At 33.1% G+C, this 13,313-nt stretch carries 12 protein-coding genes and 1 other annotated feature; of the genes, 6 read left to right on the top strand and 6 right to left on the bottom strand.

Features of this window, described 5'->3' with window-relative positions; translation table 11 throughout:
• Positions 1-786 carry a hypothetical protein gene (locus BAMA_RS14620; protein WP_034640321.1) on the top strand — a complete coding sequence of 262 codons (786 nt, stop codon included), beginning with the start codon at positions 1-3 and terminating at the stop codon, positions 784-786.
• 391 nt (positions 787-1,177) lie between these two features.
• Positions 1,178-1,960 (top strand): alpha/beta fold hydrolase, encoded by a 783-nt coding sequence (locus BAMA_RS14615; RefSeq protein ID WP_034640318.1) that lies wholly within the window; start codon positions 1,178-1,180, stop codon positions 1,958-1,960.
• 391 nt (positions 1,961-2,351) lie between these two features.
• Here BAMA_RS14615 and BAMA_RS14610 read toward each other — a convergent pair whose 3' ends face one another.
• The 4 genes from BAMA_RS14610 to BAMA_RS14595 form a co-directional block, all read right to left on the bottom strand.
• The gene (locus BAMA_RS14610) at positions 2,352-3,200 is read right to left on the bottom strand and encodes an AraC family transcriptional regulator (RefSeq protein ID WP_034640315.1); all 849 of its coding nucleotides are present in this window, start codon (positions 3,198-3,200) and stop codon (positions 2,352-2,354) included.
• 114 nt (positions 3,201-3,314) lie between these two features.
• Positions 3,315-4,235 carry a Gfo/Idh/MocA family protein gene (locus tag BAMA_RS14605; RefSeq protein ID WP_034640312.1) on the bottom strand — a complete coding sequence of 307 codons (921 nt, stop codon included), beginning with the start codon at positions 4,233-4,235 and terminating at the stop codon, positions 3,315-3,317.
• Positions 4,236-4,309: 74 nt separating this feature from the next.
• Positions 4,310-5,500 (bottom strand): S41 family peptidase, encoded by a 1,191-nt coding sequence (locus BAMA_RS14600; RefSeq protein WP_034640309.1) that lies wholly within the window; start codon positions 5,498-5,500, stop codon positions 4,310-4,312.
• Between the two features lie 77 nt (positions 5,501-5,577).
• Complete coding sequence (locus BAMA_RS14595) at positions 5,578-6,075, bottom strand: nitroreductase (protein ID WP_162176066.1); 498 nt, start codon at positions 6,073-6,075, stop codon at positions 5,578-5,580.
• 151 nt (positions 6,076-6,226) lie between these two features.
• Positions 6,227-6,483, top strand: a binding site (T-box leader).
• A 71-nt stretch (positions 6,484-6,554) separates the two neighbouring features.
• Between BAMA_RS14595 and BAMA_RS14590 the strand changes: the two genes are divergently transcribed.
• From BAMA_RS14590 to BAMA_RS14580, 3 genes are all read left to right on the top strand, one after another.
• A complete protein-coding gene (locus BAMA_RS14590) occupies positions 6,555-7,805 on the top strand; it encodes an MFS transporter (protein ID WP_034640303.1) in 1,251 nt (416 codons plus the stop codon).
• Between the two features lie 166 nt (positions 7,806-7,971).
• On the top strand, positions 7,972-8,490 hold the full coding sequence (locus tag BAMA_RS14585) for a cupin domain-containing protein (RefSeq protein WP_051758962.1): 519 nt from the start codon (positions 7,972-7,974) through the stop codon (positions 8,488-8,490).
• A 192-nt stretch (positions 8,491-8,682) separates the two neighbouring features.
• On the top strand, positions 8,683-9,147 hold the full coding sequence (locus BAMA_RS14580) for a GNAT family N-acetyltransferase (RefSeq protein WP_034640297.1): 465 nt from the start codon (positions 8,683-8,685) through the stop codon (positions 9,145-9,147).
• A 5-nt stretch (positions 9,148-9,152) separates the two neighbouring features.
• On the opposite strand, the gene BAMA_RS14575 is transcribed toward BAMA_RS14580, so the two are convergent.
• Positions 9,153-10,841, bottom strand: a complete 1,689-nt coding sequence (locus BAMA_RS14575; protein WP_034640294.1) for a M3 family oligoendopeptidase — start codon at positions 10,839-10,841, stop codon at positions 9,153-9,155.
• 12 nt (positions 10,842-10,853) lie between these two features.
• On the bottom strand, positions 10,854-11,798 hold the full coding sequence (locus BAMA_RS14570; protein ID WP_034640291.1) for a DMT family transporter: 945 nt from the start codon (positions 11,796-11,798) through the stop codon (positions 10,854-10,856).
• Positions 11,799-11,918: 120 nt separating this feature from the next.
• Here BAMA_RS14570 and BAMA_RS14565 point away from each other — a divergent pair, with 120 nt between their 5' ends.
• Positions 11,919-13,292, top strand: coding sequence for an aminotransferase-like domain-containing protein (locus BAMA_RS14565; protein ID WP_034640288.1), 1,374 nt, complete (start codon positions 11,919-11,921; stop codon positions 13,290-13,292).
• Positions 13,293-13,313 lie beyond the last annotated feature (21 nt).

Below are 13,313 nucleotides of genomic sequence, written 5' to 3'. Positions count from 1 at the left end.
ATGAAACATTACCTAAAATCAAATATGGGGAAAGTTGCAAGAGATATGTTTTTCGTACAGCTTATATGGTCTTCGTGGTACTTACTATTCCTGCTAACAGCTAATATAATAATAGGGATACTTATAACAAGGAGAGGGGTTATCGAGGGGGATTTTCTTGAAGGTGGCTTTATAGACTTTTCCCACCATTCCTCTAGAGTGTTTATGCTGGTAATTGGAATTATTTCAGCTTATGCATTTATTAGATTCTATGTCAAACAAGGAGTGACAAGAAAAGATTATTTCTTCGGAGCGGCATTAGGATCAATTGGACTTTCATTAGTAATTCCAGTATTGTGCACGATACTCTCTGGAATCCAACATATTATTATCAATATTTTTCAATTTTCTCCTGTCATAGATAACACACCATTTTTAGGCAGTTATACAAATTGGTTTTCTATTATCATTGTTTATACGCTAAACATATTCACGTATTATATAATTGGTTGGTTAATTGGCGCTGGATATCATCGTTATGGATGGATAATTGGCTTCGGGTTTATTGCTCTTGGGATTGCATGTGCATCATTATTAGAATTTCTTTGGACATTCGATACATCTTTCTTAGATATTCGTGGACCTGCTAGAATATTATCTCTTCCAGCAGATGTCATAGTTAACATGCTGCCAAATATCAATCATTTGCCAATGTATGTTTCTCTTCTTGGGAATATTCTTTTATTGGGAGTCGGACTATGGATTATTCGAATAGTTACAAAAAGAGCTACTATTAAGGTGAAGTAAGAAAAGGTGGAAAGAGATCCTTTTTTCAAGATGAAGTATAAAGGCTTCGAAAATAATGAGCAAAAGCTCTAAATGTAAATTTTAGAGTTTTTAACTAGGCTGTTGAGACAATAAGCTCAACAGTCTTTTTTTTATTATAGGAGAGCCTTTTTTGCTGAGATGTTAGAAGAACCTTGGTATAAGTTTGATATTTTAAATAATAGTGCATCTATGTTTTTAGATAGGACTAGTTACCTGGATATTTAATTTCATTCCTTATTCTAAGAATATGACCCTTTAATAGAATAAGGAATGAAATATTTTTAAAGTAGATGTGCACAATATAGGATGGAAAAGTATAAATCCACTCATTTTTTGAAATGAGTACATATTACTGAGGTGATCCGATTATATGCCAATGTTAGATGTAGACGGTAGTAGCCTGTATTATACAGTAAAAGGAGAGGGGATCCCGATTCTTTTCATTCATCCTCCTGTGCTCACACATGTGAATTTTGAGTATCAACTAGAGGAATTGTCGAAAATGTTTCAAGTTATTGCTTTTGATATTAGAGGGCATGGTAGGAGTAAGTATTCAAGCAAACCAATTACGTATCCGTTAATTGCCGAAGACATTAAATGTTTATTAGATTATTTACAAGTTGAGAAAACTTTTGTATGCGGATATTCAACGGGAAGTTCTGTTGCATTACAATTCGTATTAAATTTCCCCGAAAGGAGCTTAGGAAGTATTCTCATTGGTGGGATGTCAGAAGTAAGAGATGGATATTTAAAAAAGAAAATTTCATTAGGTGTAAAACTGGCGAAAGCAGGAGCAGTTTCATTTTTAGCATTTTCAATTTCATGGGGAAATTCAAATACTCGTAAATTGTTCAAAAAGATGTTTCAAGAAGCTAAAAAAGGGAATGCTGAAAACTTTGAGCAATATTACCGTTATAGCTTAGATTATAATTGTACGGATCAGCTTCTAGGTATGCATCTGCCAGTTTTATTAGTATACGGTCAGAAAGATCCTTCTTTTTATGAACACGCAAAATTACTACAAAAGACACTGCCACGTAATGAATTAATTTTCATTGCGAATGCGAAGCATCAAATTCCTACAAAAGCAGCAGGGAAGTTAAATGAAGTGATTCAACAGTTTATACATGCTCAGCATGTACATAAAAAGTAAAAGAGGCTTTCTAAATGAACGGCCTTTTTTACTTTTTACTGAATTCATAAAGCCATTCAAAAAAAGTGTAGAGTATCGTTATCCCAGCAGCGGGTAACATATTGTCTTTAAAGAAAAATGAATCATATTTAAAATAATCCATTAAAATAAAAACAATAAGAAAACATATAAGAAGAAATGGATATTTTTTGTAGTTCTTTTTCATTGTATTTCATCCTCCTTCATGAAAAATACTAACATAGTAAATATATCTTTTGTATTTTTCACTCCTTATAATTACCTTAAATCTGAACATTAGGAAGTTGAAATATCAGTCTGCATATAAAAACAATCAGTATAAGCTAAGAGAATACGATTTCTCCTTGTTTATACTGATTGTTTAACAAAGACTTTATCTTTTAACTACCGGAACCCAAAGCTCACTATTTGGCTCTCTATCAGGTGCTAAATAATTTTCAATACAAGGAAGATCTGCTAGTTCATATCCTGAAGTAGGAAGCCATTCAGTGTATAGACGTTTCCAAGCTTCGGCGACATTCGGGAAAACCACCCATGTACTTGGAGGTAGTGATATTTTCTTCATAGCGCTAGGTAATTCACTTTGATAACGACACCCCATAATATAATGAAACTCTTCATCTGTAATGGTCGCTTGTTTTCCACATACGCCTAAGAGACCTTCTAACTTACATTGTGGATTTTCCCATGACATATTTATAAGTCGTTGTAATAACCCGTTTTCAGTCGCATCTCCCCATAGCTTTGAAATGATATGAGAAGCCTCTTTTGTAACGACTTTTTGTTTTACTCCTACAATTTCAATCTCAAAATCTAGTTCTTCAATTCTATAATCCATTTCTACATCCCCTTTAATCGTCATTTGAAAGGAGAGTCTTGGAAAGGCTTTTAGTTTACTTCCTTTATTGCGTGCTTCTGTTGGAGTAATCCCATGGAGACTTTTAAAAGCACGACTAAAAGCATCTGGAGAATCATATCCACACTGAAGAGCAAGGTCAATAACTCGAACAACATCGTTATTTTGAAGTTCAAGTGCCGCCTGCGATAAACGTCGTCGCCTTATATATTCTGATAAAGTGACTCCTGTGATAGATGAAAACATTCTTGGGAAATGATATTCAGAGCAGTAAGCTAACTTCGCAATTTCTTTCGTATCGATCTCATGTAATAAGTTTTCTTCAATATAGTCCATGACTTGATTTATTCTCTCTAGCCAATCCAAGTTTTATCATTCCTTTCAAATACATTATGGATCAAATAGAAGTATTTTTACCGATTTTTTGGGATTCAATTAAGTCGGATAGGTTGGTTAGCAATTTACATTTTTAGATAACATTCAAACTTTTTGTCTTAGCAATTGATCTATTAACAGTTGAGACTTTAACCCTTCTAATCCATCAACAATTGGCTGTCTATCTTCTTGTATACAATTTACAAAATGTTCTACCGTGCCTTCAAACCCGCGCTGCCTTAATGTTGTATCCCAAGAAGGAGAGAGGGAAGTTGTTACGCTGTTATGAGATTCGACTTCTAACGTATTCATATTTTTCACGCGTAAAATAGACCCCTCTGTTAAAATTTCTAGTTTTTCTAAATTTGTACCTGCTCTTCGGTGCATATCTGTAAAGAAAGTCGTTCCTTTCTGATTGGTATACGTATGTCCAGCGTACATAAGGTGATTTTCAGTATTTGTATTTACTGTTCCATGCACGACATGTAAATCTTCGTTTGCTAACCATCTTACTGTATCTACTACATGTAAATAATCATCTAACATCGTAAATTCATATGAATAAGGTCCAACACTATTTGTTCTATGTTTTTCAAAGCGTAATGAAGCTATATTGTTAGCCTGTTGTTTCGCTTGTACATACATCGGTGCAAAACGACGATTAAAGCCAACCATAAGCTTTCGTTTATGCTTTTCACTTAACTCAACTAGTTTCTCAGCCTGTTCAATCGTTTCTGCCAATGGTTTATCAACGTAAACATCTACGCCTTTTTCTAAAAGGGTAGAAACGATTTCAAAGTGTGTTTCCGTCGAACTATGCACAAAAATAGCATCGCATTCCTCAGCAAGAGCTTGCAAACTATTAAAATCTTTTATACGATACTGGTTGCAAATGAGCTTTCGTTTTACTACATTTGGTGAAAAAGCTCCTACAAACGTCCAATTAGTTTCTTTTGTAACAATCGGTAAATATGCTTTTTGGGCAATACCCCCGAGTCCAATCATACCAATACGTGGTTTTCTCATATGTGATCATCCTTTTAGTTTATAGCTAAAGACTGATATAGTATTAGCTTATTATATAAAAAAAGAGCATAACTTTAATTTCTATGCAAAGAATGTTTTTCTTTCGCATGCTCTAATATTCTATCGTGTTTATTATATAAGTCTTCCCGCGTAAGTTCCACATAGATATCAGGAGAAATCCCAATCCCTTCAAAAGGAGTTCCATCTGGCATATATGCTTTTTTCGTACCAATATAAAAAGCGATTCCACTATCGTGCTTATATGTAAACGGCTGACCTGTTGAACCTTTTGTTGTTTCGCCAATAATTGTTGCACGTTTATTATCCTTAAAAAACATTGTAAAATCTTCAGCAGCTGAATGGGTATGACGATCTACTAAAATAAAAACTTCTCCAGTAAATGTATCACTTATAGGCTGTTCATATGGTGAATTCCAAAGCATATTTGCATCTCGATAATATCCATTATCTAATCGTAACGTCGCTTCATAAGAAAAGATGCCAATATTGAGTGGGCTACTTTCAGACCACCAGCGATATGGTTTATTCATTAATTTCTTTACAAGTTGAATCGGTGTACTACCGCCACTATTTCCTCTTACATCAATAATTAGTGTTTGCGCAGCCATAAACTCATTCATATGTTGCACAGCACTTTCCTCAAAACGCGGGTGATTGAAGGAAGGGATTTTCATATAAGCTATTTCTGATGACAACCATTTACAATCAGTAGCAGTAAATTCCTCAGTATGCTTTCTATCTACTACAATTGTCTCAATTTCAGCGTCTTTATTTTCATATGTAATACTGTAACTATGAGGCAAATATAGTTTTAAAAACTTACTAAAGCTTGCAAATCTTCCTGCTTCATTTGAAGCAACGATATATCTTTTCAACTGCTCGAATAACGATTGAATCGGTTGCTGCTGTATAGAAATAATTTTATTCCCAACCGTTAATTGAGAAATTGTAGAAGAGCTTACAAGCCATTCTTCATTAATAAAATCTAGCGTAAAACCAAGAGGGTGTTTTTCTAATAATGGATCATGAAACAGTGTATGACCGTTATTAAATTCCGCAATAAACTCCATCATGAGAAAAGAAAATTCTTCCCGCGTTGTGGATGCTAAAATATCGGTTACTAAAGTTTCATATGCAGAGTCCAGCTCATCTTTCTTTATAAATGAGTTCTCCCAGTGTGCAAAATAAATAAGGATTGATTGATATATTTTAGAAGCAATAAATAATTTTTCTTTCATTTCCATATAAAAAACTCCTTTTATTGATTTTTCCTTTCCTAATATTCGACAAAAGGAGGATAAATCCCTTGAAATTCATCTTATTATCCTGTTTTGACGAGAACCCTCAATCCTGCTAATAATAGACTGAAAATCGCACAAATGATACTTCCTTTTAATGATGCCTTAAGATGGAAAATAAAATCTTTATATATTTCCATCCCTTCAGTTCCAGGAATCACAATGAATTTAGGTGTAATTTTACAGAAAATAATCCAATCTAGTAGAAATAAGTCTACGAGATTTACAATCATAAACACTATAAAAAAATAAAGGGAAATTGCCCAAAATGATGTTTCATTATCATAACGAAGCGTAAATAAAAAGGGGATAAATAGGAGTATAAGAATAACGAAAAGACTACTAATGTTAGATTGATACTTTTCCTTAACTGTTTTTGGAGGCACAGCATCTTGAATTTCTTTCGGATAATCATTTAGTAGTAAACGCGGATTGTAATATAAAATCGCTAAAATCAAGACTGAAAATAGAGCTGACAAAAAGGCGCCTTCAAGTATGGTTCTTTGCATATCAAACATCATTTCATCCTCATTTCATTTTTGGGTTGTGTAAAATATTTTTACCTAAGGAAACTTATTGTGGTTGTAACTCATTATATAGTAGAGGGCAATAGAAAATAATCAAAATTCAGAAATTTATATTTACAATCTTTTAAGTCAGTGATAATATGGAAAAAATGCAATGAAGAGAAGAGTAAATAACATGTATTTCTCACAGAGAACTCTAGTTGCTGAGAAGGAGTAGAAATCGGTTATTGAAGCAAGCCTCTGAGCAACGCATCGGAACCTTTTTAAGGCGATGGTGTGACGGGAGCTCCCGTTATCGAGATAGAGTATACGCATTCTTTGTAATGCCGTACTTGATAAGGTTAGTATGGTGACATATTAACAAACTGAGGTGGCACCGCGAGATACAATCTCGCCCTCAAGACTTAACGTCTTGGGGGTGGGATTTTTTTATTGCCAAAATATATGAAGAACAATAAGGGAGGAGAGAAGCAATGTCTGTAAAAAACATCTTCATATCATGGAAATATCGGATATTATTATTATGCAGTATTGGTATGGCAAATCTCGGTGCTTGGGTATATTTAATCGCTTTAAACGCGATGGTACTTAATATGGGAGGTTCACCACTTGCAGTAGCTGCTCTTTATATCATCGGTCCATTAGCTACTATATTCACAAATGCTTGGGCGGGGAGTTTTATTGACCGGTTCAATAAACGAAAGTTAATGGTTATCCTTGATATATATCAAGCAGTATTAATTTTGATTTTACCGCTTATTTCAAACATTTGGGTCATATACTGCATCGTCTTATTCATTAACATGGCACGCTCAATGTATGAACCAACGTCAACTACTTATATTACAAAACTTATTCCAATAGAAAAAAGAAAACGATTTAATTCACTTACAAGCTTTATTGATTCCGGCGCATTTGTTGTTGGGCCAATGATTGCGGGGTTATTATTTTTAATTGGAACACCAATGTTAGCTATCTATATGAACGGGGCCGCTCTTTTTCTTTCAGGGCTGATTACACTCTTTTTACCGAATCTCGAAAGAGAAACAACTCTGAATGCGGAACATGAAAAATTGTCTTTCACGCTATTAAAAAAAGATTGGAGTGCTGTATTCTCTTTTAGTAAACAAAACGTATATATTATGAGTATTTACTTTTTGTTTCAATTCATAATGGTGTTCTCAGCTGCTTTAGATTCTCTTGAAATGGTATTTGCGACTGAAGTGTTACATTTACCGATGAATGAATATAGTTTTCTTGTCAGTATCGCGGGAGCCGGATTTATTACTGGGGCGTGCATAAATGCTGTATTTGTAGAGAAAATCAAGACATCACTATTAATTGCAGGCGGGTCATTTTTATTTGCCAGCGGATATATTATTTATGCTTTCTCAAATTCTTTTATCATAGCAGCAACCGGATTTTTCGTATTATCCTTTGCACTTGCTTTCGCCAATACTGGTTTCTTTACTTTCTATCAAAATAACATTCCCGTTCATATGATGGGGCGTGTTGGTAGTTTATATGGGTTTATGAAATCTATTTTAGAGATTTTTATTATTATCGCGTTTGGTGTTACTGCTCAGCTTATTTCAATTCCGTTTATCGTTATTACTGGTGCTCTGATTATGCTAGTTGTTTCAGTTATACTTTGTATTTTTAGTTTACACCCTTCAAAACTTAAGCAATTCAAAGAGGAAGGAGTAGAGATTCAAAAAATATAATGTTATACAATCTCCAGGTGTATAAGAAGATTTCATATGTACAATTGATTATCAATTTAATTTTACATTGTCATTGTTAGCCCATTTTTCCCTGGTTTGTATCTTTATAAATAGACAACTGCATAGGATACAAATAAATAATGAAATCATAGGGAGGAGCATGAATATGTACCGTACATCATGCTATCATAATCAATGGTACAATCAAATGTACAGTAACTGGAATCCTTATTATTACTACTGGAATAATCATTACGGAAACATGAGATTAACAGATTATGGGTCAAGACCATTTGTGGTCAATATTGAGCAAGCTACCGAGCAAAACAACACATATCGTACCGCACTATGGACAGGGCAAAAGTTACAAGTGGCTCTAATGAGCATTAATGTTGGAGAAGACATAGGTTTGGAGGTTCACCCGACAACTGATCAATTCATACGAATTGAAGAAGGGCAGGGGCTCGTTCAAATGGGCGATAGCAAAGATACATTGAATTTTCAAGAAATGGCTTATGATGATTATGCAATTATGATACCTGCTGGAAAATGGCACAATATAACTAATGTAGGAAATAAGCCACTTAAACTTTACTCTATCTATGCACCACCAGAACATCCATATGGTACGATTCATGAAACAAAAGCAATGGCAATGGCTGCTGAAGCTGGTCGTTACTATTAATAATTTATAAAGTGAACATCATAATTACGGACATAATTATCTGAAAATTATTTGCGATAAAACATTTTTAAAATCGATAATATGATAGAGGTATGAAAATTAAAGTAGATATAAATAACTTTTTATTGTGCAAAAAATACATAATAAAAAGTTATTTATACTAAGGGATTTCTGGTTAAATAGGAGACTTGGATGAGAGGATTTCGAGTAGAAGAAATTAAAGATTTATTCTCTATTGATTGTACTTCTTTACTTACTGAAAGTAAAAACGAAGGCTTCCGCTTTCTTGAAAGACTAATTACAGATTATAGAAATGGAACAAATAACTTTAGTAAACCTGGAGAATCTTTATATGGTGTGTTCAACAAAGAAGGTCTACTAGTTGCAATTGCTGGACTAAATATAGATCCGTTTTCAAATGCAGAAAAAATTGGACGCCTACGAAGATTTTATGTATGTAAAGATTATCGACGATATGGCATAGGGAGCATACTATTAAATACAATCATTGATAATGCAAAAAGGCACTATGAAATTTTAGTACTTCATACTGATACAGAACAAGCAGAACATTTTTATGTAACTTTTGGATTTATAAAAGAAGATAGATTCATAAACTCTACACACTATTTAGATTTACAAACAGATAAAACATAATATAATTATGTAAACAATAATAACGCTAATTCCTTCTCCACAAAACTTAACACATCTTTTATCGTTTCGCTTGAGAAATCAAATGTAATACCAGCTGTTTCATATACTTCTTTTACAGATTTGGAGCTACCTAATGATAGAGCTTTTTTATAGTTTTCTAATGTTTTCTTCGGGTTCTTCTTATATTGCTTATATAACTGCAGAGCACCAATTTGTGCAATTGCATATTCAATATAATAGAAAGGTACTTCGAAAATATGCAGAACATGTAGCCATTGTGCTGTTTGCCATGCTTCATAACCTTCCCAATTTACTACGCTTGAATCATAGCGTTTTGCTAGTTCTAGAAACTTATCATTACGTTCTTTAGCAGAATGGACTGGGTTTTCATATAACCAATGCTGGAATTGATCAATGAGAAGTGTGAATGGTAAAAAACCTACAATTTGTTTTAACTGCTCTTGCTTCGCTTGTTTTAATTGTTCTTTGTCGTCATAAAATACATCCCAGTGCTCCATTGAAAAGAGTTCCATTGTCATACTTGCAAGTTCTGCTGTTTCCATCGGCAATTGTTGATATTGTTTTACTGTGATATCTTTCATTAATTCATTATGAAGAGCGTGCCCCATTTCATGTAAGAATATAACGACATCATCTTGGGTATTGGTGAGTGTCATAAATATGAAAGATTGCTTAGAAAACGGTAAATACTCACAAAATCCACCTGGTGCTTTACCAATTCGGCTCTTTAAATCTAAATTATCTTGGTCTTGCATCTTTTGTAACAATACCGCAAAGCTATCATCTAATTTCTCTAAGATAATCTTACTTTTTTCAATTAACTCATCCTCATGCTCTATTGGTTTTAGTGGTTTTTGATTATTTGGAGTTGCTCGTGTATCCCATGGTCGCAATGTGTCGATATGAATACTTTGACGAAGTTCTTCTTGGAACTTTTCTTCTAACGGTATAACGTAATCACGAATTGATTGTGCAAATGCATGACAGTCTTTTTCATTATAATCAAAGCGCTCATATTTTTTAAACATATAATCTCGGTAGTTAGGCAGCTTTATATTATTTGCTTTTTTACTTCGTATCGCAATTAATTCATGTAACAGTTTCTGTAATTCATCTTCAGCCGATTGCAATGCTTCAAAGAGGAGTGTCATTGCTTTTTGGCGTACATTACGATCTTCATCTTGAAAATATGCTCGTAGCTCCATGAAAGATATTTCTGCTTCATCCCACATGACGGTCAAATTACCTGTGATTGTAAAGTATTTTGTAATGAGTTCATCTTCTGTTACCTCAAGCTCAATGTTTTGCTCGTGAAACAATTCATTTGCATTTTGAATACGTTTATTCAAAAATTCATAGTCTTGATCTAATTGTAAACGAAAAGGAGACTCGTAATATTTTTGTTCAAATAGTCCTTTATAACGCTTTACAAGCGGTTGTATATGTTTCTGGTCAAATTTATACACTTTTTTTGCTGTTTCATCATTTGTATTTTGCTGAAAAGCAATATAATGCTGAAGTAATTGCTCTTCGATTTCTTGTAGACACCGGGACTGTCTTTGTAAAAATATAACTAAATCTTCTTTAGATAAAATTTCAATATTTAATAATGAATCTAACTGCGTTGTTACTTCATTCACATCCGAAATATGAACTGCATATGTTTGCGACATCTCTATAACCGCTTATTTTTTATTTACCATATAAGGTTTCTTCGTCATTACAGAAATACCTTTTTCATCTAATATATTTGTTCCAATTACTCCTAAAATAATCATGATAGCTCCAATTATATGATAATAAGCAATTTCTTCTTGCAAGAAGACAACCCCAGCAATGATGGTGATAAGTGTAGAAAGATTGCTAAATACACTCATTTTTGATGCTGCCATGTGACGTAATGCATAATTAGACAGAAATGCTGTCAGGAATGACGAAAGTATACCTAAATATAAAATAGCCATAAGGAATGTTGCATTGGCAAATGGCTCGAAGTATACACGTACTGTATCACTTTGAATATGATTTACTACCGCAATTGTATTGAAACTAAGAAAACCAATAAAGGTCATCATATATGTTAGATCGAATACATTAAATTTTTTCATCATCTTTCTAGCCAATACATTATAACTAGAAGATGAAAATGCTGAAAGTAATATGAGGAAAATCCCAATAAAGCTCGTTTCAACATTCCCAATCCCTTTCATAATAAAGATATAAACAACACCTGTGACAGATAATAATAAGGATAGCTTTTGCCACATATTTGTACGTTCTTTTAAAAAATATGAAGCTAATAACATTGTAAAAATAGGAATAACTGCTTGAATAATACCTGCTTCTGAAGAAGAGGTGTATACTAACCCAAATGCTTGAAATGAAAAGAAAAGTGCTGGGTATAGTAAGGAAAGTGGTAAAATTGCTATGATATTTTCAAATGAAATATTTAATTTTACAAACCGGAAAAGAACAAGCAAGTTCGCCACTAGAAATGAAACTGTAAAGCGATGAGCAAGTATATCTATTGGCTTTGCTACATGTAATGTTAATTTTACAAACATAAATGAAAAACCGATAATGAATGCGTATGATAACGCTGCAATATAAGCATTTTTTTGTTGATTCATGATTCTTCACCTCATATTATTTTGTTACTGATCAGTATGCGTTCATAGTAATGTACTTGAAGCAATGCTACAATGTAAAGAAACAGGAACTGTACCGGTACAAATAGAGAGGTGAACTACATGTATAAGTATGAAACTGTACTGCGTTATTTAGAAAGTATGATTGAAACAGGCAAGATAAAAGAAGGTGAGAAGTTACCATCTATTCGTTTTCTCGTAAACCAATATGACTGTAACAAAGCAACCATCATTCGTGCACTCCATGAATTAGAACGAAAACATATGATTTACTCTGTACCGAAAAGTGGTTATTACGTTGTAAAAAAAGATAAATTGCCAAACGATACTTCATCACAGTGGATCGACTTTGTTACATCGGCTCCTGACCCTGATGTATTTCCATATTTAGACTTTCAGCGCTGTATTAATAAGGCGATTGATACGTATAAAAATGATTTATTTATATATGGAACTCCAAAAGGTTTACCATCCTTAATCTCCGTACTTCAGAGACAGCTAGCAAACTATCAAATATTTGTGAGGGAAGAGGACATCTTTATTACATCTGGTGTCCAGCAAGCGTTAGTGATTCTTACTTCTATACCGTTTCCAAATGGGAATGAAACAATATTAATTGAACAACCAAGTTATCATTTATTTATTGAATATCTTGAAACAAATGGTGTTCCTGTTTGCGGCATTACACGTACAACAGAAGGCATTGATTTAAATGAATTAGAACAAATCTTTAAAAATGAAAAGATTAAGTTTTTCTATACAATCCCTAGATTTCATCATCCGCTTGGAACTTCTTATTTAAAAAAAGAAAAAGAAACAATTGCTTCTTTAGCTAAAAAATATAATGTATTTATTGTAGAAGAGGATTATTTAGCAGATTTAGAACAAAATTCAAAAGAAGATCCTATTTATAATTATGATAATCGTGAATATGTCATTTATGTAAAAAGTTATTCTAAAATCATTTTCCCTGGTTTACGAATAGGTGTAGCAGTTATACCACCTTCCATCGCCGCCGTGTTTCATAAATATAAAAAGTTATTAGACATTGATAGCTCGATGATTTCACAAGCAGCATTAGAAATTTATATAAAAAGTGGGATGTTTGATAGACATAAACGAAAGATTCGTGATTCCTATTTTGCTAGAACAAGCCGATTATCTGCTGCATTGGAGAAATTATCTTCAGTAAACGAAGATTTGTTTACATATACGATAACAACACCATTAGCTGTTCACACGTGTTTAGCATTAGATAAAAGCATCCCAATTAGAGCATTTATTCAAAATGCACAGCAGAAAAATATAGTAATAGAATCAATAGATAAACATTATTTGGCCTACTTCCCTCAAGAAAAATGGTTAAAACTGAATGTTTCACATGTAAAAGAAGAACAAATTGAAGAAGGGGTTCGGCAATTAATAGAAACGATGAAACTAACAAAAAATATGCAAGTTTATTTTAAACAAGAATAAAGATGCACCATTATATAGAGC

The sequence above is a fragment of the Bacillus manliponensis genome (assembly GCF_000712595.1).
GTDB classification, from domain to species: Bacteria; Bacillota; Bacilli; order Bacillales; family Bacillaceae_G; genus Bacillus_A; species Bacillus_A manliponensis.
The sequence above is the reverse complement of the archived record's forward strand: the minus strand, read 5'-3'. Positions and strand labels throughout refer to the sequence as shown.

Coding starts and splice junctions, on each gene's coding strand:
- BAMA_RS14620 (WP_034640321.1), top strand. CDS start 1: ATGAAACATTACCTAAAATCAAATATGGGGAAAGTTGCAAGAGATATG.
- BAMA_RS14615 (WP_034640318.1), top strand. CDS start 1,178: ATGCCAATGTTAGATGTAGACGGTAGTAGCCTGTATTATACAGTAAAA.
- BAMA_RS14605 (WP_034640312.1), bottom strand. CDS start 4,235: ATGAGAAAACCACGTATTGGTATGATTGGACTCGGGGGTATTGCCCAA.
- BAMA_RS14600 (WP_034640309.1), bottom strand. CDS start 5,500: ATGGAAATGAAAGAAAAATTATTTATTGCTTCTAAAATATATCAATCA.
- BAMA_RS14595 (WP_162176066.1), bottom strand. CDS start 6,075: ATGATGTTTGATATGCAAAGAACCATACTTGAAGGCGCCTTTTTGTCA.
- BAMA_RS14590 (WP_034640303.1), top strand. CDS start 6,555: ATGTCTGTAAAAAACATCTTCATATCATGGAAATATCGGATATTATTA.
- BAMA_RS14585 (WP_051758962.1), top strand. CDS start 7,972: ATGTACCGTACATCATGCTATCATAATCAATGGTACAATCAAATGTAC.
- BAMA_RS14580 (WP_034640297.1), top strand. CDS start 8,683: ATGAGAGGATTTCGAGTAGAAGAAATTAAAGATTTATTCTCTATTGAT.
- BAMA_RS14575 (WP_034640294.1), bottom strand. CDS start 10,841: ATGTCGCAAACATATGCAGTTCATATTTCGGATGTGAATGAAGTAACA.
- BAMA_RS14570 (WP_034640291.1), bottom strand. CDS start 11,798: ATGAATCAACAAAAAAATGCTTATATTGCAGCGTTATCATACGCATTC.
- BAMA_RS14565 (WP_034640288.1), top strand. CDS start 11,919: ATGTATAAGTATGAAACTGTACTGCGTTATTTAGAAAGTATGATTGAA.